The sequence below is a fragment of the Gulosibacter sediminis genome, assembly GCF_030011715.1.
GTDB classification, from domain to species: domain Bacteria; phylum Actinomycetota; class Actinomycetes; order Actinomycetales; family Microbacteriaceae; genus Gulosibacter; species Gulosibacter sediminis.
In genome coordinates, this window is record NZ_JASCYH010000044.1 from 1 (window position 1) to 17,544 (window position 17,544).

Genomic DNA, 17,544 nt, shown 5'->3' on the forward strand with positions numbered 1-17,544 from the left:
TCTATCACCGCAAGCGCCGACAGCGACGACTCGGGAGACTGACCCCCGTCGAGTTCGAGACCATAATGATGGAAGCCGTCGCCTTGGCGGCCTAACCCCGGGCTAAATCAAGGCCTCAGCAGACCCGTCGATAACCAGGCACACCTGTGTCGACAACACCACATCCTGAAACATCAGCGGCCGTGGCGATACCGGCACCTGGGCAACGGGATCTACGAATGGGAATCCCCACTCGGGGAGATCTTCATCACCCGCGCCGACCCGATCGGGCCACGGAAGCCTGTCTTCAGACCCGCTGACGGACTCGGGGAGAACTCTGCCTACGACCCGACCACAGATCCCGCACCCTTCTAACTGGGGAGAGCCCTGCCGACTGAGGAGACCTCTCGCCACGACCCGGTTTGAGGTCCCGCACCCTGCTAGCGGGCGAGAACCCTGCTTCCCAGCGAGAACCCGGCTTCTTGGCGAGCACTCTGCTTACTGGCGAGAACTCTGCCAAAGACCCCACGACAGATCCGGGGTCCTTGTGATTTGGGAGAGCTCTGTCGTGAACCCGCGAACACCGACAGCGATCGCGCGGCAGGCCGGGCGCCTACTCGTCGTCGGGGTCCGAGAACGAGGTGTCGTCGAGGGGGTCCTTCGAGCGCTCGCCGATGATCAGGTGGGTGCGCACCGACTCGACCCCGGGCATCCGCAGCACGCGCTGCAGCACGGTGTTGCTCAGCTCCTCGTGCGAGGGCGCCGCGATCTCGACGAGGTAGTCGATATCCCCGGCAATGGTATGCACGCGGGTGACGAACGGCACTTCGAGCAGGCGATCGGCGAGGTCGGCCCCGGCGGCGGTCGCGCCGGTGTCGACCACGAGCAGAGCCCGCACCGGCAGTCCAGCAGCCGAGACATCGACCCGCGCCGAGAAGCCGGTGATTACCCCATCCGCCATCAATTGCCGCAGGCGCTCGTGCGCCGCCGACCGAGAAATATGCACCGACTCGGCGAGCGCGCGAATCGACAGGCGCGCGTCCTTACGCAGCGCCCGCACGATGGCCCGGTCGATCTCGTCTCGCATGCCTCGATTATCGCCGACGGCCGCCAGCGGTTATCGCAGCGCCGCGCGCAGCCGTCCCTGATCGACGAACCAGGTCGAATGCTGCTCATCATCGATCACGACCACAGGAATCAGCTCGCCGTACCTAGCCTGCAGCCGCGCATCCTCAAGGATGTTGTGCCGCCGCAGCTCCGCGCCCGCGGCCGCCGCCTCGGCCACGACGATTGGGGCCGCGTCCTCGCAGAGGTGGCAGCCGGGCTTCTCGTAAAAGTCGACGATCACGGCAGCGGCATGTGGGTCGCGTCGGCCGGGTCGCCCTGGTGCGCCTTCACGCGCAGGCGCAGCGTGAACACCGCGACCAGCGCCGCGGCGAGCGAGCCGAACAGCACGCCGAGGTGGGCGAACTCGAGGAACGTCGCGTCGCTGCGGAACGCGAGCTCTCCAATGAGCAGCGACACCGTGAACCCGATGCCCGCGAGCCCGCCGAGGGCAGCGATGTCCCACATGTTGATCTGCTTCTCGAGCCGGAACATCGGCAGCTTGTGCAGCACGAGCACGGTGAGGAAGATGCCAAGCGGCTTGCCCACAACCAGGCCGAGGAATACACCGAGGAACACCGGGTGCGTGATCGCATCCGCGAAGCTCCCCTCCCCCGGCGCAAACGGCACACCGGCCGCAAAGAAGGCGAACACCGGCAGCGCGACTCCCTGCGAAATGGCGTTCCAGTCGTGTTCCATATCCTCCGCAAGCGAGATCTCATCGTTCCCGCGCGGCAGCGCCGGCACGACAAGCCCAAGCAGCACCGCCGCGATCGTCGCGTGCACACCGGCAAGCAGCATCAGCCACCACGCAATGAGCGCGATCGGCACGAGCAGCCAGATCCTGTTAATGCCGCGGTTCACCAGGTACGCGTAGAGGCCGATCACGACGAGCGAGCCAATTAGCGCAACAAAGTTGAGGGCCGCGGTGTAGAAGATCGCGATCACGATAATGCCGAGCAGGTCATCCATCACCGCAAGTGTGAGCAAGAACGTACGGAACGCGCTCGGCAGACCCTTACCTACAACGGCGAGCAAGCCGAGGCAGAAGGCAATATCAGTCGCGACGGGAATCGCCCAGCCCTGCATCCCATCGATGCCGCTCGCGCCCACCACGATTGCATAGGTGGCGGCGGGCACCACCATGCCGCCCACCGCAGCAGCGATCGGCAAGGATGCGGTACGCGGGTCGCGCAGGGCGCCGGTGACGAACTCGCGCTTGAGCTCGAGGCCGACGACAAAGAAGAAGATGGCGAGCAGCCCGTCGCTCACCCAGTGCCCCACCGACATGTGCTCGATACCGAGCCAGGGCAGCGGCAGGTCGAAGTCGCGCACGTTCTCGTAGAAGGGCGCGAGCGGCGTGTTCGCGACGACAATCGCTAGCACGGCCGCGATGAGCAGCAGCGTGCCACCCATCTTGCGCGAGTTGAGGCGCTCCTTGAGCGAGAAGGAGTCATCTGGGCGATGGGCCGTCATGGGGCATCTCCGGTCTTGTGGGCAGGCAAAATCATCGCTGACCAGACTTCCCAGCACACCGAGTGACAGTGTACGCGTCGCCTGGCCGCGCGGGAAACGCGTGAGGGGCGCCGGTCTCCCGTCGCCCCTCACGCTGCAGCAGTCGTTACTTCTTGTTTCGACGCTGGTGACGAGTCTTGCGAAGCAGCTTGCGGTGCTTCTTCTTCGACATGCGCTTGCGGCGCTTCTTAATCACTGAACCCATAGTTATTCCTTAGATCTTTCGGGATGCGCGCAGAGGGCCTCCGGCGCGCGGAGGCACATCCTGCAATTTTACACCCGAGGGGGATTTAGGCACGCTCCTCGCCGCGAATTCCGGCGATCGCGTCCTGAACAGCTGATTCCGGCACGCGATACGAGCGCCCAAACTTCACGGCGGGGAGGTCACCCGCGTGCACCATCCGGTAGACGGTCATCTTGGAAACCCGCATCAGCTCGGCAACCTCGGCAACGGTGAGGAAGTGGACGTCAGACAGTTCCGAATCCATAGATTCCCCCAGATCGTTGTTGAAGTCGTGCCCCGTGTGACGGTTGTGAACGGAGTGCTGAGTCAACATTAGAGTGTTGCTCCCAGAATCTTCAAGCCTGGGTATATAGTGCCGCGCATTCACCTCCGGGTCGTCCTCCTGTTGCCCGGGCGCGGTTGCGCATCGCTCCCAGCCGAGTACGATCGCTGTCATGCCGAGCCCGGATGTTGCGCGGCGCTCGCCTCTGGGGCGGGTGCGCGATTGGGTCACCAGCATGAGCACGCACTCGCCGAGTCGCTTCGCCGTGCTGGCCTTCACCGGTATCATTTTTCTGTTCACGTTCGTGCTAATGCTGCCGATTTCCTCGGCGGACGGCACCATGACGCCGTTCCCGCAGGCCCTGTTCACGGCGGTCTCGACGATCTGCGTCACCGGGCTCGCGGTCGTCGACATGGCGACGCACTGGTCGCTATTCGGCGACGGCGTCGTCTTCCTCGGCCTCCAGGTCGGCGCGATCGGCGTGCTCACGCTGGCGTCGATCCTCGGCACCGCGGTCACCCGCAAGCTCGGCTTGCGCCAGCGGCTCATGGCGGCCTCCGACCAGAACTCGCTGCGCCTCCACTCCGGCCCGGTGGCCGAGTCGCAGGCGGTGCGCCTCGGCGATATCCCCGGCGTGCTCGTGACCGTGGCGGTGTCGCTCATCATCATCGAGACGATCATCGCGGTGCTCATCATGCCGGTGCTGCTTCTTCAGCCCGACTACGGCCCCTGGTGGGTCGCCGTGCGCGATGCTTTTTACTACGCCGCGAGCGCGTTCACGAACACCGGCTTCACCCCGAACGCCGAGGGCCTGGCCCCGTTTGACCACAACCTCTGGTTCCTCCTGTGCCTGTGCACCGCGGTGTTCATCGGCTCGATCGGCTTCCCCGTCATCTTCGCGCTCACCCGCTGGGTAAAGACGCGCCAGCGCCTCAGCGTGCACGTGAAGCTCACGCTCGCGACGACGGTCATCCTCTTCTTCATCGGCTGGGCCGTCATCTACCTGCTCGAGTTTGACAACCCCGAGACCCTCGGGGGCCAGGAACCGTGGTTCGCCCCGTTCACCGCCGGCTTCACCTCAGCGATGACCCGCTCGGGCGGCTTGACGACCGTCGACGTCGCCTCGATGAACGACTCGACCCTCACAGTCATAAGCATGCTCATGTTCGTCGGCGGCGGCTCCGCGTCGACCGCGGGCGGCATCAAGGTGACGACGATCGCGATCCTTTTCCTCGCCGCGGTCGCCGAGGCGAAGGGCGTGCAGGACATCCAGGTCTTCCGCCGCCGCATCCCCAACGACGTGCTCCGCCTCGCCGTCGCGGTCGCGCTGTGGGGCGCGACGATCGTTGCGGTCGCGTCGATCACGCTCATGCACATCACCGGCACCGAGTTCAAGTACGCGCTCTTCGACACGATCTCGGCGTTCGCCACCTGCGGACTGTCAACGGGACTCACCCAGAATTTGCCCGATTCGGGAGTTTTCGTGCTCACGGCAACCATGTGGTTGGGTCGAGTCGGCACCGTGACGTTCGCGGCCGCCGTCGCCTCGAGCGATCGAAAACAGCTCTACACCCTGCCCGAAGAGAGGATCATCGTTGGCTGAAGCAATCTCCCCCAACGCCCCGGTACTGCTGGTTGGTCTCGGGCGCTTCGGTGCCGCCACCGCCGGGCAGCTACAGCGGCTCGGCCGCGAGGTGCTCGCCGTCGATACCGACGCGACCCTCGTGCAGAAGTGGGCCGAGCGCGTCACGCACGCGGTGCAGCTCGACGCCCGCAACATCGATGCGCTGAAGCAGATCGGCGCGCAGGAGTTCTCGATCGCCGTGGTCGCCGTCGGCACCTCGATCGAGGCGAGCGTGCTGGTGACCGCAAACCTCGTCGACCTGAAAATTCCGCAGATCTGGGCGAAGGCGATGTCGACCACGCACGGCCGCATCTTGCGCCGCATTGGCGCGCACCACGTGGTGTTCCCCGAGGCTGAGGCCGGCGAGCGCGCCGCCCACCTGCTCAACGGCCGCATGCTCGACTTCATCGAGTTCGACGACGGCTTCGTGCTCTCGAAGATGTACCCGCCGAAGCCGCTGCGCGGCAAGACGCTCGCAGAGTCGGAGATCCGCACGAAGTACCGCGTCACCGTCGTCGGCGTGAAGTCGCCGGGCGAGGAGTTCACCTACGCCGAAGCGGGGACGATGATCTCCGACCACGACGTCATCATCGTCGCGGGCGTGCCGGAGGACGTCGAGCGGTTTTCCGCGCTCCACGTCTAGCGGCCCTTCGCGTCTAGGCTCGAAGCATGCCTATGAACGTCGAGTCATTCAACCTTGACCACCGCACGGTGCGCGCACCCTACGTCCGCATCGCCGACCGCAAGGAGCTGCCCGGTGGCGACGTTCTCGTGAAGTACGACGTGCGCTTCACGCAGCCGAACGTCGGCCACCTCGAGATGCCCGCGGTGCACTCGATCGAGCACCTCACGGCCGAGCTCATGCGCAACCACACCGAGCAGCTCATCGACTTCTCCCCCATGGGCTGCCAGACCGGCTTCTACGCGCTCATGCTCGGCGTCGAGACCGACGAGTTCCTGCCGCTGCTCGAGCAGACCTTCACCGACATCCTCGCCGCGACCGAGGTGCCCGCGGCGAACGAGGTGCAGTGCGGCTGGGGCGCGAACCACTCCCTCGAGGATGCGCAGGCCGCGGTCCGCGGGTTCCTCGCGGCCCGCGACGAGTGGCTCGACGTGACCGGCGAAGGCGCCTGATGCGGCTCATCCTCACGGCGATGCGCGAGGAGGCCGCGCCGTTCGTCGACGCCCTCACCTACTCAAGCAAGGTCGCGACCCCGTTCGACGGGATGCTCGCCTGGCGCGGCACATTCGCCGGCCAGCCCGTGACGATCGCGACCACCGGCATCGGCCTCGCCGCCGCCGCGTCGGTCGCAGCGTGGGCGGTCACCCAGTGGCAGCCGGCGCTCGTCGTCTCGGGCGGCACGTGCGGCGGCCTCGCCTCGCAGACCCGCGTCGCCGAGGTCGTCGTCGCCGACTCGACCACCTACGGCACCGCGGATGCGACCGAGTTCGGTTACGAGCGCGGCCAGGTGCCGCGCCAGCCCGTGCGCTTCCCCGTCAGCGAGCGCGCCCTCGCGGTCGCGCGGGAGCTCGCGCCAAGCCACGGCTGGCACGTCGGGCGCATCCTCTCGGGCGACACCTTCGTTACCGCCCGCAACGTCGCCGACATGCGCGAGGCGTTCCCCGACGCGGTCGGCACCGACATGGAGTCGTGCGCGATCGCGCAGGTCTGCGCGTCGCTCGGCGCCGAGTTCATCTCGGTGCGCGGCATCTCAGATCTCTGCGGGCCCGAGGCGGGCGCTGACTTCCACGTCGGCATCGACGTCGCGGCGGCCGCGAGCCGGGACGCGGTCGAGGCGCTGCTGCGCGCCGTCTAGCCGGAAGACTGCTCGCTAGGCGTCGACGCGCAGCTCGAGGACGTCGCGCAGGAGCAGCCGGTCGACCTGCTCGCCCTCGACGGCGAGCCACTCGCCGACCTCGCGCAGCAGCGATTCGGGCGACGCGAGGCGCACGTGCTGCCAGGTGCGCGAGTTATCGACGGCAAACTCGCCCGGCCCATCCGGGGTGATCGCGAGCCAGCCACGCACCTGCGCGACCTCGGCGAAGGTCTCGCGGAACCGCGTCACGCGGTGCGGGAACTCGTCGAGCGGCACGCTGCCCGGCTCGCCGTTGCGCACGACGTGACCCCGCGCATCCAGACCGTAGGTGCCCGGGTGCCAGAGGCGGTCGTCGATGAGCGCGAGTCGGCGACCGCAGAGCACGGCGTGCGAGATCGTCGAGATCGTCTCGTCGCCGTCGGGCAGCCGCAGGCCGTGCACGATGCGCACACCCGGGATGCGCTCGAGCGCGTCGAGCGTCGGGCCGATGAGCTGCTCGGCATACTGACGGCGAATCGGGTTCACGCCCGCGAGCGAGTGCCGCAGCGCGACCTCGCCGGGCGTGCCCCATTGGCGCTGCTCGGAGTCGACTGCCGGCGCGGTCTCGTTCGCAATGTCACAGAGCATCCGCTCGCTCACCATGCGCTTCGTGCGCGGCTCAAGACCCCACGACGCGAGCATCGCGAGCAGCACGCCGACGAGCGAGAGCACGCCGCGCGCGACGTAGTAGGGCACGCGCTCGGTGTCGCCCTCGAAGATGCGGAACATCGCGATGAGGAACGCCCCGGCCGCGTCGAGCGCGATGCCCGCGATGTTCACCCAGAAGAGGATGCGCGCGAGCTGCAGCCGCGCGCCGACCCATCGCAACGAGATCCAAACGAGGGCGAGCACAAGCAGCACGTAGCTCGCGAGCCACCACGGCACCGAGAGGCCGAAGAGCGACTGCGCGATGCAGACGCCGATCGTGCAGAGGATAAAGGGCAGCACGGTGAGCAGCTCGCGCAGGCGCGGGCCGTGCACGAGCGGGCGCGCGGGCGGCCACACCTCGGGGTGGGGGTGCCACTGCGTGCGGTACCAGCCCATCCGCCGAGCGTCGACCTTCGGCTGCGGCAGTCGCTCGAACGTTGGCACCTCGTCGGTACCGGCCGCGGTGCTGTGTGTCGCAGGGCGCGGCGGCGCGGGGCGAGCCCGGCTCGCGCGCTGCTGCTGGCGCAGGCGCACCCCGTGGTCTCGGCGCACGGGCGCGACGCCGGTGAGCTGCGCGAGCCACGAGTCGTGTTCGGAACGGCGGCGCGGGTTCGTGAGCACCTCAACCGCAAGCCGCACGCGGGTGAACTGCTGCGCATCACCGCCGAGGTCGGGGTGCGTCTCGCGCTGACGCGCGCGGCCCGCTCGACGAAGCTCAGCGTCGGTGACGTCGGGCTCGACGCCGAGGACTTCGTAGAGATTCTCTGGGAAGTCGGGGCTCATGCCGAGCCCGCAGCGAGTTCATCGTTGCGGCGGATGTTCGCGCGCATGGCGGCCTCGAACGTGCCGGCCAGATCGGCGGCCTCGAGTTGGGCGATCGACTGCTCGGTCGTACCCTTCGGGCTCGTGACGGCGCGGCGTAGCTCGGCGGGCATCTTGTCGGGGTTCGCGGCGACGAGTCCGACGGCGCCCCGGAAAGTCTGCACAACCAGCTCGTGCGCCTCGTCGGCGCTCATGCCAATGCGCTGCGCGGCCTCGGTCATTTGCTCGATGAGGAAGTAGACGTGCGCGGGGCCCGAGCCAGAGATCGCGGCGAGGGCCGGGATGCGCGACTCCTCGAGTTCGACGACAGTGCCAACCGCCGCGAAGATCGCGCGGGCGTAGCCCATCGCCTCGGCGTCGGCGGCCAGCCCGCCCGCGATGCCCGCGGCGCCAAGACCAATAGCGGATGGGGTGTTCGGCATCGCTCGCACGACGCGCACGTCGTGGCGCAGCCGCGCCTCCATCGCCTCGGTGGTGATGCCGGCGGCGACCGAAATCACCACGGCGCCGGGCTCGATCGCGTCGCCCACCTCGTCGAGGAGATCGGCAATCATGTATGGCTTTACACCGAGCAACACGATCTGCGCGCCGGTGACGGCCTCGCGACTCGCGTTCGGGTTCGTCTCGATGGCGGCGGCCTCGACCCGCGGCTCCTGTGCAAAGCGGTCGGCCGATGCCTGCGACTTCGTCGTCACGCGGACCGGAAGCTGCGCGAGCGCGTCGCCAGCCAGCAGACCGTCAAGAATGGCCCCGGTCATGTTGCCGGTGCCGAGAATGGCCAGGTTTGGCAGAGCGTCAGTCACAGTAAAGGAGTCTATTCTGGTCGCATCGATCACGGTGACCCCGCGCGGGACACCGTGAAATCACGCCGCTACAGAGGGGATGCCGATCATGACGTCGAATGCCGCGGAGACCGTGCGCACGCTGATGCTCGAAAGCGCCTACGTGAACGAAGTGCTCAAGGTAGCGATCGACGACAACGAGAAGGTCGTCGGGGTGCAGTTCTGCCTCGCCAACATCGACGACCTCGTCGCCCTGCCACCGCTGTTTGCCCAGCTGCGCGCCAACATCAAGCTCGCGCTGCCCGAGGTCGAGCACGTGTTCCTTGAACCCGACGTAACCGAGCGCCGCGCCGAAGCGGTGCCCACCGAGAACGTCGTCATTCGCGGCTGGGACTGACTAGCGACCCGCGAAGAACCTCGTTAACGGTTCCGCACACTCGGCTTCGAGCACACCGCCCACCACCTCGCTGCGCTGCGGGAGTCGCCCGTCGCGCAGCAGATCGTAGACCGACCCCGCCGCGCCGGCCTTCGCATCCCACGCCCCGAAGACGACGCGCGCAATGCGGGCCGTGAGCGCCGCGCCGGCGCACATGACGCACGGTTCGAGCGTGGTGAAGAGGATGCAGTCGTCGAGCCGTGAGCTGCCCAGCGCCGCCGCCGCCGCCCGCAGCGCCACGATTTCGGCGTGCCCAGTCGGGTCGTGCTCGACCTCGCGCACATTGCGGCCCGTACCGAGCACATGGCCGTCGGCATCCGCCACGACCGCGCCAATCGGAATATCCCCGGACGCGCCGGCAAGGCTCGCCTCGGCGAGCGACACCCGCATGAGGCGCTCATAGAGCTCAGGTACTCGCATCCGACACCTCCGACTTCACACGCGACGCAAGTTCGCTCGCTACGCTAACTCCTATGGAGCTGCACGTCGCGAACCACCCGCTGATCGACCATAAGATGACGCTGCTGCGCGACAAATCGACGCCGTCGCCGGCGTTTCGCGAGCTCGTCGCCGAGCTCGTCAACCTGCTCAGCTATGAGGCGACACGGGGGCTGCGCGTTGAGCGCGTCGAGTTTGCGACGCCGGTCGCCACCACGACCGGGTCAAAGGTGACCGAGCCGCTGCCGCTCGCCGTGCCGATCATCCGCGCCGGCCTCGGCATGCTCGACGGCTTCCTCAAGCTCATGCCCTACTGCGAGGTCGGTTTCGTCGGCATGCGCCGCAACGACGAGACCCTGCAGCCCGAGACCTACGCGAAGCGCCTGCCCGAAGACCTCGCCGACCGCCAGTGCTACGTCCTCGACCCGATGCTCGCGACCGGCGGCTCGCTCGCCGCCACCGTGCACTTCCTCCTCGAGGCCGGCGCGACCGACGTCACCGCGATCTGCCTCGTTGCCGCGCCCGAGGGCGTCGAGAAGATGCAAGCCGACTTCCCGGGCGCCAACGTGCGGGTCGTCGTCGCGGCGCTCGATGAGGGGCTCAACGAGCAGGGCTTCATCGTGCCCGGTCTTGGCGACGCGGGCGACCGCCTCTACGGCATCGTCGACTAGGCGTCCGAGCCGACGCCAACCACGAGGTACTCAACCTGCTGCTTGACGAACGCGAGCCCTTCGCAGGCTGTGAGGGCGCCGGCCCTCGCGCGCTCAAACTGCTGCGCGAGCCCCTCCGGCCAGTGCGGCAGCCGCGACTGCAGCGCGCCATCGAGACGCTCGAGCGCGTCTTCGAGGCCGATGTTGCCGGGGTCGATCGGCGCGCGCCGCGGCACATGCGGCTCGTCGGAGGGCGCGCTCTCGCGCAGCGCATCCTCAAAGCCGGTGATCGCACTAATGAGGTCGGTCGCCAGCTCGGTCCAGCGCTGCACGAGTCCCCGAAACTCGAGTTCCGTGGGGGTGTCGAAGCCACTACGGGGAATTCCATCGAAGTCGGCGCGCACGAGTTCGAGCAGGCCCATGAGTTCGGCGCGCGAGGTGCTCACAATTTGCACACTGTCCGCGATCGCACGATCCATAACCGGCTGATTCATGGCCCACCTTCTCGCAAAACTGATAGCCGTCTCGGCCTGGTGCGAGTATACGAACGCGAGGTCAGGGCCTGCTCAACTGGGGCCTGAAATCACCCCGAGGGACCACCCCATACAACTTCCGACCGATATCGGCCGCGAGCCGAACGTCCACAACTCACTTGAATTCGAATACCTACTTGACTTTGGTTGAGGGCGCAAACAAACTTAACGACATGACTGCAAATTACGCCCGCCCTGTGTTCGCCCTTGAGGTGGCAGGTCGAGTCGGCATGATGGCCGGCGTTGTGGCGTGCTGTCGAATGTGTCGCTAGCACGTATCTCCGCGCGCGGTTCTCGCGCACCCAGCCCGATTCCGGGCACGTACTCGCACACAACGACCTCATCTGCAGCAAGGAATCTTCCATGTCGAACATCGCCCCGTTCTCACGCCCCACGCACGCCCACGTTCCCACGGCAGCGGCTGCGCTCAAGCCCGTCACCTCGAGCTACCCCGCCGCTGCGGCCGAGCAGCGCGAGGCCGCAGCCCCGGTGCAGCCGGTCGCACCGGCCCCCGAAACCCGCGGATTCGCCCTCTACGTCGGGCTCGACACCGACACCGCGACCGCCGATGGAGTGACCCTCACCGAGGTCGTCACCGCCCTGCGCCGCGTGCTCGCCGAGCGCGCCCCGTCGGCCTCGAGCTACGCATCCGTCGCCTTCGCACCCGCCGGCGCCCCCGGCGACAGCATCGACCTCGTTCGCCTCGCGCTCCAGGAGCCGGGCGCGGTGCGCGACCAGCGCGCCGCGCGCCAGGAGGAAGAGCGCGCCGAAGAGGCGAAGCGCTCGCAGGCAAAGGTCGAAATCGACACCTCGCGCAAGCGCGTACTCGTGCAGGGCGAGAACGCCGAGTTCACGTACAAGGAGTTTGAGCTGCTGCAGGCGCTCGTGCTCCGCGAGGGCCGCACCGTCAGCCGCGAAGAGATCATCGACGTGCTGTGGCGTGAGTCACACGAGGAGCGCCCGCACGAGCGCACCATCGATGTCCACGTGCGCCGCCTGCGCCAGCGTCTCGGCGACTACGCCGACATCGTGCGCACCGTGCGCGGCATCGGCTACCGCTTCGACCGTCACGCAGACGTGCGCATCGTGCACTCGCTCGCGCCCTCGCCCAACCGCCACTAATCTCGGCGGGTCTGGGAGGTTGCGTCGCATTCTCCGCACGCCGCAACCTAGACTCGCGTACGTGAGTGACACAGCACATCGATCCGCCGCGGCCGCAAAGCCGAGCGACGCCTGGGAAGCGCTCTTCCGAGCGCAGGTGTCGATCATGCGCGACCTGCGTCGGGATTTCACCAATGTCGGCATGTCGATGAACGAGTACGACGTACTCTTCAACACGTATCGCGCGCCGAACCATCGCATCCGCCTGCGCGAGCTCAACTCGTCGGTGCTGATCACGCAGTCCTCGGTCTCGAGACTCGTCGACCGCCTCGTCGCGCGCGAGTTCATGGTGAAGCTGGAAGACGAACTGGATGCGCGCGGCACGGTCGTGGAGCTGACGGCCGAGGGGGTGCGCGCGTTCCGCAGTGCCGCGATCGTGCACACCGAGAACATCAACGATCGGGTCGGCAGCGTGCTGACGCCCGAAGAGCTCGTCACGCTGCGTGATCTCTGCACCAAGCTGCGCGAGCACGACGAAGCATGAGCGACTCCGGGGTCGCCTGGCCGGGTGGTGAGGGCGCACCCGTCTCGGCGGCGGCCGCGCGCTCGCTCGCCGCGTCGCTACAGGCCCTCGCCGAGCCAGCGCGACTGCGCATCCTCTCGATCGTGTCGGCGAACGACCCGCGGCCGACGACCGTGACCGAGCTCGTCGATGCCGTCGGGCTGTCGCAGGCCACTGTGTCGCATCACCTCAAGCATCTGCTGCAGGCGGGTTTCGTGAGCGCCGAGCGTGCGGGAAACTGGAACCTCTACCGGGCCAACGCCGACGCGTACGCCGACGTTGTGCAGCGGCTCTCCCCCAACCGCTAAGGAACCAACGTGAGCCAAGCCATCGCCATCGTCACCGGGGCTTCGAGCGGAATCGGGCACGAGATCGTGCGCGAGCTCGCGTCGACCCACCGCATTGTCGCGCTCGGGCGGGATGCGGCGCGGCTCGCCTCGACCGGGGCCGACATCACGGTCACCGCCGACCTGCGCGATGCGGGCGAGTTCGCCCCTGGCGGCAAGGTCGCGGCGCTCATCGACTCGCTCGAGCGCGTTGATGTGCTCGTGCACTCGGCCGCCGTCGGCACGCCGGGCACCTTCGCCGAGACCGACGCGGCCGAGTGGCACCGCCAACTCACCACCAACGTCGTGGCTCCAGCCCTGCTCACGCGCCTCGCGCTACCGAAGCTGCGGGAGGCGTCGGGCACCGTCGTGTTCCTCGGCTCGGGCGTCTCGGTGCGTCCTGCGCACCAGATGGCCGCTTACGTCGCGTCGAAGCACGCCCTCAAGGGGCTCGCCGACTCGCTCCGGCTCGACGAGGCCGAGCACGGCGTCCGCGTGACGACGCTCATGCCCGGCCAGGTCGACACCCCCATGCAGGTGGAGCTGCAAGAGGGTCTCGGCAATGCCTACCACCCCGAGCGCTACCTACGCCCCGAGACCGTCGCTCGCGCGGTTCGGTACGTTGTTGACGCCCCCGAGGACGCGCACCTCATCGACCTCAGCATCCGCCCCCGCGTCGCGAGCTAGCTTTGCGATCTTGCGTCGCTCGAGCCAGACGGCGACCGCGATGCCCACCAGCGCGATCGCGAACCAGATGAGCAGGTGGCCGACCGCCGCACTGACGTTGATGGTCGAGCCCGCAATGAGCGCGCGGAACGCCTCGACCGAGTACGACAGCGGCAGCCACGGGTGGATCGCCTGATAGAACGGTGGCGTCGTCTGCACGGGATACGTCGCGCCCGCTGAAGAGAGCTGGAGCACGATCATCACGAGCGCGAGGAATCGGCCCGGGGCGCCGAGCAGCGCGACGAGCGCCTGGTTCATCGCAACGAAGGTTACGCTCGCGAGGAACGCCAGACCAACGACCGGCCACACCAGCGCGTAGTCGACGCCGACGAGGAAGTGCACGACGAACAGCATGAGCGTGCTCTGCACGAGGCCCATGATCGCGCCGGGCAGGAACGCTCGCAAGGTGTCGACGAGGATCGACCCACTGCCACGGGCCTTGCGAAGCGGCTCGTGCATCATGAAGTACGCCATGCCGCCGACCCAGAGCGCGAGCGACATGAAGTAGGGCGCCATGCCGTCGGCATTCTTCGCGACCTGGTTCTGGCGGCTCGTGTCGAGCTGCACCGGGTTCGAGGTGACGTCCGCCAGCGTCTCCGACTCGCTGTCGGTGTAGGAGGGCACCTGGTCGACGCCGTCCTCAAGGCCCGAGGTGAGCTCGCCGCTGCCGTCAATTAGTTGATCGAGGCCGTCGCGCAGTGAGCTGGTGCCGTCGGCCGCCTCGCCCGTGCCGTCGGAGACCTGGTGCGCGCCGTCGGCGAGCTCGTCAGCACCGTCACTGAGCTCGCTCGTGCCACCCGCGAGGGTGTTCGCTCCCGAGGAGAGCGTGCTCGTGCCACCGGCGAGGGCCGAGGCACCGTCGGCGAGCTGACCGTTCGCGTCGGCGAGCTGCTGCGCGCCCGAGTTCACCTTCGCGATGCCGTCGACGAGGGCGCCGGAGGCGTCGCGCAACTGCGAGGTGCCGCCTGCGAGGGTTTCGGCGCCGGTAGCGACCTGCTGCGCACCGTCGTTGAGCTGGTTCACCTGGTCGACGATCGCACCCGGGTCCTGCAGCGCATCGAGGCTCGAGAGGTCGATGCCCTCGAGGCTCGTTGCGGCGTCGTCGAATCCGGTCTGCACCTGCTGTGCACCCGTCTGTATCTGCGTCACAAGCGCGAGCTTCTCGTCGTCGGTGAGGGTGTCCCAGTTCGTCGCGAGGTCATCGAGGCTCGTCACGACGTTCGAGGCGCCGGTCTGCAGCTCGCCGCCCTGGGCGGTGAGTTGCTCGGCGACCTGCGCGACCGTCTCGGCCGTCGACGCGGCGCCGTTCACTGCATCCGCGAGCTGCTGCGTACCGTCGGCAACCTGCCCGGCGCCGTCGGCGAGGCTCTGCGCGCCGTCGTCGAGCTGCGCAGCCTGATCGGGCAGGCCCGAGGTCTGCGTCTCGAGCTCGGCCGTGCCGGCCGCGAGTTCGTTCGCACCGCTCGCGGCCTGCTGCGCGCCCGAAGCGAGCTGCTGTGCGCCCGAGTCGAGCGTCGCGGCACCCGAGGCAAGGTCGGATGCGCCGCTCGCGGCCTGGTCGGCCCCGCTCGCGAGCGTGTCGGCGCCACTCGCGAGTTCACCGCTGCCGCTGACGAGCTGGTTGATGCCAACCTGCAGCTCGCCCGCACCGTCGTCGGCCTGGCCGATGCCGCTGCCGAGCTCCTCGGAGCCGTCGGCGGCATCCTGCAGGCTGCCGTGGATCGAGGTGAAGCCGGCGTAGATGTTCGTCAAATACTCGTCGGACACCTCGGTGGCGAGCTCGTCGGCAACGACGGTGCCGATCTGGTTCGCAATCGTGCCGACGAACATGTTCGCGGCGTCGTTCGTCTCGATGTGCAGCTGTGCCTGTTTCGGGTCGTCGCCCGCGGGCGAGACAGCGTTCTCAGAGAAGTTCTCGGGGATCGTCAGCACCGCAAGCACCTCGCCGTCGGCGAGTTTCTCGGCAGCCTCGTTGGCCGACATCTCATCCCAGTCGAAGTTCTTCGACTCGTCGCTGTCGACGAGCTTCTCGGTGAGCTGGTCGCCGAGTTCGACGGTCTTGGTCTCGCCGTCGGTCGTCTCGGTCGTGGTGGCGACATCGTTGTTCACGACGGCGGCTTGGATGTTGTCGAAGTTGCCCTGCGGGTCGCTGAACGAGCCGGTGAGCAGGCCCGAGTAAATCAGGGGCACCGTGGCGAGGCCAGCAAAGATGATGGCTCGCCACAGTTTTCCGTTGCGGTTCTTAGCTTGCGTTTCGGTCATTTCGTGAAGTCCGTCATTGAGTAGTTGGCCGCACCAGAGGCGGCAAGGATGTTCGCGGCGAAGCGCTGCACGGTGGGTTCCAGGGCATTCTCGCCCATGAAATCGCTCGAGAGCCAGGCGATCGCGCGCCAGACCGCGCCGGCGCCGAGGAATTCAGCCCGGGCGAGGGCCTCGCGCTCGTCGACGCCCTCACGAAGGCAGGGCGCGAGCGGCGAGTGGTGGAGGAATTGGTCGGCGAGGTAGTGGACGATACCCGCGAGCACGGGCACGGCCGCCGGGCCGCTCAGGATCGGCAGGTAGATCACGGCATCCCGCTGGAGTTCGCCGAAGAGCAGTGTGAGGCGGGCGCGAGCGAAGTCGTCCCACGTGTCGCCCTGTAGCCCGTTCGGCATGCGCTCAAACAGCTCACCGAGTCGCTGCAGGGTGGCGACGCGCACGAGATCCGGCACATCGGTGAAGTGCTGGTAGAAGGTCGGCCGGCTCACACCGGCGCGCTTCACGACATCGGTAATCGAGGGCGTGCCCCCGTCCGCAGCCAGATGCGCCCAGACCGCCTCAATGAGCGCGGCGCGGGAGCGAAGGGCGCGTGGGTCGATGGCGTTCGTACTTGTCACGAGCGACTAATTTACATTTGTAAATTAGATTTCGCAAGGGGTGCCACACCGCCAACACACAGCTTGGTCGGTGCGATGACATCGGTGATGGGGTCCGCCAGCCAGCGCGAAATGCACGCTGTTGAATTCGTAAGCCTTGCTCGTTCTACCTGCGACGGCGCCAAACATACCAAGGCTCAGTGATCCTGCGAGCCTGGCAGTAGAGTCAGCATCAGTCAGTGAGGATTGACGGTGATGGACACCTAGGGATCAAGGAAAGGCCCGATGAACTCTGAAACCGGCAGTGTGGTACCGGCACCACATGTAGGCGGAAGGAGCATTTTGGCCCCCGCGACAGCAGAATTCGCCAATTTAGTCGAACGCCTCGTCGCCAGCGCCGAGCAGTGCCGCGGCGAACCGCAAGCAATGCTCGCGACCCTCAGCGAAGAGGCGATCGCGCCAGAGGACTTTCCACTCCCCGGCGAGCACACGCTTGCCCTCTGGGAGCTGCTCGCAGAAGTGGCCGCCACAGATCTGGTCGCAGCGCGCACGCTCGAACCCCACCTCGACGCACTGGCCATTACTGCGCAGAGTCCCGAACCAGTGCCTGCCAAGGGCACTTGGGGTGTGTATGCGGCGGAAGGTGGCGACTCACCGTTGACCGCCCACCATCATCTTGGCTCAGCGGCGGACGTGCATTTGAACGGCGTCAAGCCGTGGTGCTCGCTGGCGGGATCACTCGACGCCGCGTTAGTGACCGCCCACACCGATGGGGGACGTCAGCTATTCGCCATCGATCTTCACCACCCCGGCGTCCAGGTGGAACGGGTGCGATGGGTGAGCCGTGGGCTCGCATACGTCCCCAGCGGCCCGGTTCGTTTCGACAACGTCCCCGCCACCGCCGTCGGTGCCGTGGGCTGGTATTTCGATAGACCAGGATTCGCGTGGGGCGGCGCCGGGGTGGCCGCATGCTGGTTCGGCGGTGCCGTCGGTGTTTACCGCGATCTCGTCTCGGCGGCCGCGCCGCGGCCCCCCGCTCAGATAGGGTTAGCCCTACAGGGTGGTGGCGCCCGGGTGGGTG

General features: G+C 67.5%; 22 protein-coding genes. 11 read left to right on the forward strand and 11 right to left on the reverse strand.

Features of this window, described 5'->3' with window-relative positions; genetic code table 11:
• Positions 1-592 precede the first annotated feature (592 nt).
• The 5 genes from QM019_RS11215 to QM019_RS11235 all read right to left on the reverse strand — a co-directional run bounded on the left by QM019_RS11215 (position 593) and on the right by QM019_RS11235 (position 3,086).
• Complete coding sequence (locus QM019_RS11215; RefSeq protein ID WP_282826136.1) at positions 593-1,066, reverse strand: Lrp/AsnC family transcriptional regulator; 474 nt, start codon at positions 1,064-1,066, stop codon at positions 593-595.
• Between the two features lie 30 nt (positions 1,067-1,096).
• On the reverse strand, positions 1,097-1,327 hold the full coding sequence (locus tag QM019_RS11220; RefSeq protein ID WP_282853063.1) for a glutaredoxin family protein: 231 nt from the start codon (positions 1,325-1,327) through the stop codon (positions 1,097-1,099).
• Positions 1,324-2,559, reverse strand: a complete 1,236-nt coding sequence (nhaA, locus tag QM019_RS11225; RefSeq protein ID WP_282853064.1) for a Na+/H+ antiporter NhaA — start codon at positions 2,557-2,559, stop codon at positions 1,324-1,326. Before nhaA ends, QM019_RS11220 begins: the two co-directional genes overlap by 4 nt.
• Positions 2,560-2,704: 145 nt before the next feature.
• Positions 2,705-2,803, reverse strand: coding sequence for a 30S ribosomal protein bS22 (locus QM019_RS11230; protein WP_005504750.1), 99 nt, complete (start codon positions 2,801-2,803; stop codon positions 2,705-2,707).
• Positions 2,804-2,888: 85 nt separating this feature from the next.
• Positions 2,889-3,086 (reverse strand): helix-turn-helix domain-containing protein, encoded by a 198-nt coding sequence (locus QM019_RS11235; protein ID WP_282853075.1) that lies wholly within the window; start codon positions 3,084-3,086, stop codon positions 2,889-2,891.
• A 253-nt stretch (positions 3,087-3,339) separates the two neighbouring features.
• On the opposite strand from QM019_RS11235, the gene QM019_RS11240 reads away from it, so the two are divergent.
• From QM019_RS11240 to mtnN, 4 genes are read left to right on the forward strand one after another with little or no spacing between them, the layout of a single operon-like run.
• A complete protein-coding gene (locus tag QM019_RS11240; RefSeq protein ID WP_282853066.1) occupies positions 3,340-4,707 on the forward strand; it encodes a TrkH family potassium uptake protein in 1,368 nt (455 codons plus the stop codon).
• Positions 4,700-5,371 carry a potassium channel family protein gene (locus QM019_RS11245; protein ID WP_282853067.1) on the forward strand — a complete coding sequence of 224 codons (672 nt, stop codon included), beginning with the start codon at positions 4,700-4,702 and terminating at the stop codon, positions 5,369-5,371. Before QM019_RS11240 ends, QM019_RS11245 begins: the two co-directional genes overlap by 8 nt.
• Positions 5,372-5,403: 32 nt before the next feature.
• Entirely contained in the window at positions 5,404-5,862 is a 459-nt protein-coding gene (locus QM019_RS11250) for an S-ribosylhomocysteine lyase (RefSeq protein ID WP_125107435.1), read from the forward strand.
• The gene (gene mtnN, locus QM019_RS11255; protein ID WP_193128569.1) at positions 5,862-6,545 is read left to right on the forward strand and encodes a 5'-methylthioadenosine/S-adenosylhomocysteine nucleosidase; all 684 of its coding nucleotides are present in this window, start codon (positions 5,862-5,864) and stop codon (positions 6,543-6,545) included. Before QM019_RS11250 ends, mtnN begins: the two co-directional genes overlap by 1 nt.
• A 15-nt stretch (positions 6,546-6,560) precedes the next feature.
• On the opposite strand, the gene QM019_RS11260 is transcribed toward mtnN, so the two are convergent.
• Positions 6,561-8,015, reverse strand: coding sequence for a J domain-containing protein (locus QM019_RS11260; protein ID WP_282853068.1), 1,455 nt, complete (start codon positions 8,013-8,015; stop codon positions 6,561-6,563).
• On the reverse strand, positions 8,012-8,857 hold the full coding sequence (gene proC / locus QM019_RS11265; protein ID WP_282853069.1) for a pyrroline-5-carboxylate reductase: 846 nt from the start codon (positions 8,855-8,857) through the stop codon (positions 8,012-8,014). The genes QM019_RS11260 and proC overlap by 4 nt, the downstream gene beginning before the upstream one ends.
• A gap of 88 nt (positions 8,858-8,945) precedes the next feature.
• Between proC and QM019_RS11270 the strand changes: the two genes are divergently transcribed.
• Entirely contained in the window at positions 8,946-9,233 is a 288-nt protein-coding gene (locus QM019_RS11270) for a hypothetical protein (RefSeq protein ID WP_125106725.1), read from the forward strand.
• Here the strand turns inward: QM019_RS11270 and QM019_RS11275 are convergent, their stop codons facing one another.
• Positions 9,234-9,692, reverse strand: a complete 459-nt coding sequence (locus QM019_RS11275; RefSeq protein ID WP_125106724.1) for a nucleoside deaminase — start codon at positions 9,690-9,692, stop codon at positions 9,234-9,236. It lies immediately after the preceding gene.
• Between the two features lie 53 nt (positions 9,693-9,745).
• Between QM019_RS11275 and upp the strand changes: the two genes are divergently transcribed.
• A complete protein-coding gene (gene upp, locus QM019_RS11280; RefSeq protein WP_193128574.1) occupies positions 9,746-10,381 on the forward strand; it encodes a uracil phosphoribosyltransferase in 636 nt (211 codons plus the stop codon).
• Here upp and QM019_RS11285 read toward each other — a convergent pair.
• Complete coding sequence (locus QM019_RS11285; RefSeq protein ID WP_282853070.1) at positions 10,378-10,806, reverse strand: hypothetical protein; 429 nt, start codon at positions 10,804-10,806, stop codon at positions 10,378-10,380. The two genes, upp and QM019_RS11285, sit on opposite strands and share 4 nt — an antisense overlap.
• Before the next feature lie 450 nt (positions 10,807-11,256).
• Between QM019_RS11285 and QM019_RS11290 the strand changes: the two genes are divergently transcribed.
• The 4 genes from QM019_RS11290 (at position 11,257) to QM019_RS11305 (ending at position 13,569) form a co-directional block, all read left to right on the forward strand.
• Positions 11,257-12,015: a winged helix-turn-helix domain-containing protein gene (locus tag QM019_RS11290; RefSeq protein WP_125106721.1), complete on the forward strand. Its 759-nt coding sequence runs from the start codon at positions 11,257-11,259 to the stop codon at positions 12,013-12,015.
• 61 nt (positions 12,016-12,076) lie between these two features.
• Positions 12,077-12,538, forward strand: a complete 462-nt coding sequence (locus tag QM019_RS11295; RefSeq protein WP_328744244.1) for a MarR family winged helix-turn-helix transcriptional regulator — start codon at positions 12,077-12,079, stop codon at positions 12,536-12,538.
• Positions 12,535-12,864, forward strand: coding sequence for an ArsR/SmtB family transcription factor (locus QM019_RS11300; RefSeq protein ID WP_125106720.1), 330 nt, complete (start codon positions 12,535-12,537; stop codon positions 12,862-12,864). The genes QM019_RS11295 and QM019_RS11300 overlap by 4 nt, the downstream gene beginning before the upstream one ends.
• A gap of 9 nt (positions 12,865-12,873) precedes the next feature.
• Positions 12,874-13,569 (forward strand): SDR family oxidoreductase, encoded by a 696-nt coding sequence (locus tag QM019_RS11305; RefSeq protein ID WP_282853072.1) that lies wholly within the window; start codon positions 12,874-12,876, stop codon positions 13,567-13,569.
• Here the strand turns inward: QM019_RS11305 and QM019_RS11310 are convergent.
• The gene (locus tag QM019_RS11310; protein WP_282853073.1) at positions 13,468-15,870 is read right to left on the reverse strand and encodes a YhgE/Pip domain-containing protein; all 2,403 of its coding nucleotides are present in this window, start codon (positions 15,868-15,870) and stop codon (positions 13,468-13,470) included. The genes QM019_RS11305 and QM019_RS11310 overlap by 102 nt on opposite strands.
• Positions 15,867-16,484: a TetR/AcrR family transcriptional regulator gene (locus QM019_RS11315; protein WP_125106717.1), complete on the reverse strand. Its 618-nt coding sequence runs from the start codon at positions 16,482-16,484 to the stop codon at positions 15,867-15,869. Before QM019_RS11315 ends, QM019_RS11310 begins: the two co-directional genes overlap by 4 nt.
• 264 nt (positions 16,485-16,748) lie before the next feature.
• On the opposite strand from QM019_RS11315, the gene QM019_RS11320 reads away from it, so the two are divergent.
• A partial coding sequence (locus QM019_RS11320; RefSeq protein WP_282853074.1) for an acyl-CoA dehydrogenase family protein occupies positions 16,749-17,544 on the forward strand: 796 nt, incomplete at its 3' end.

Bases quoted from the DNA above. Each gene is read 5' to 3' on its own strand.
- QM019_RS11275 (WP_125106724.1), bottom strand. From the start codon at position 9,692: ATGCGAGTACCTGAGCTCTATGAGCGCCTCATGCGGGTGTCGCTCGCC.
- upp (WP_193128574.1), top strand. From the start codon at position 9,746: ATGGAGCTGCACGTCGCGAACCACCCGCTGATCGACCATAAGATGACG.
- nhaA (WP_282853064.1), bottom strand. From the start codon at position 2,559: ATGACGGCCCATCGCCCAGATGACTCCTTCTCGCTCAAGGAGCGCCTC.
- QM019_RS11300 (WP_125106720.1), top strand. From the start codon at position 12,535: ATGAGCGACTCCGGGGTCGCCTGGCCGGGTGGTGAGGGCGCACCCGTC.
- QM019_RS11250 (WP_125107435.1), top strand. From the start codon at position 5,404: ATGAACGTCGAGTCATTCAACCTTGACCACCGCACGGTGCGCGCACCC.
- QM019_RS11260 (WP_282853068.1), bottom strand. From the start codon at position 8,015: ATGAGCCCCGACTTCCCAGAGAATCTCTACGAAGTCCTCGGCGTCGAG.
- QM019_RS11235 (WP_282853075.1), bottom strand. From the start codon at position 3,086: ATGGATTCGGAACTGTCTGACGTCCACTTCCTCACCGTTGCCGAGGTT.
- mtnN (WP_193128569.1), top strand. From the start codon at position 5,862: ATGCGGCTCATCCTCACGGCGATGCGCGAGGAGGCCGCGCCGTTCGTC.
- QM019_RS11230 (WP_005504750.1), bottom strand. From the start codon at position 2,803: ATGGGTTCAGTGATTAAGAAGCGCCGCAAGCGCATGTCGAAGAAGAAG.
- QM019_RS11215 (WP_282826136.1), bottom strand. From the start codon at position 1,066: ATGCGAGACGAGATCGACCGGGCCATCGTGCGGGCGCTGCGTAAGGAC.
- QM019_RS11310 (WP_282853073.1), bottom strand. From the start codon at position 15,870: ATGACCGAAACGCAAGCTAAGAACCGCAACGGAAAACTGTGGCGAGCC.
- QM019_RS11240 (WP_282853066.1), top strand. From the start codon at position 3,340: ATGAGCACGCACTCGCCGAGTCGCTTCGCCGTGCTGGCCTTCACCGGT.
- QM019_RS11290 (WP_125106721.1), top strand. From the start codon at position 11,257: ATGTCGAACATCGCCCCGTTCTCACGCCCCACGCACGCCCACGTTCCC.
- QM019_RS11270 (WP_125106725.1), top strand. From the start codon at position 8,946: ATGACGTCGAATGCCGCGGAGACCGTGCGCACGCTGATGCTCGAAAGC.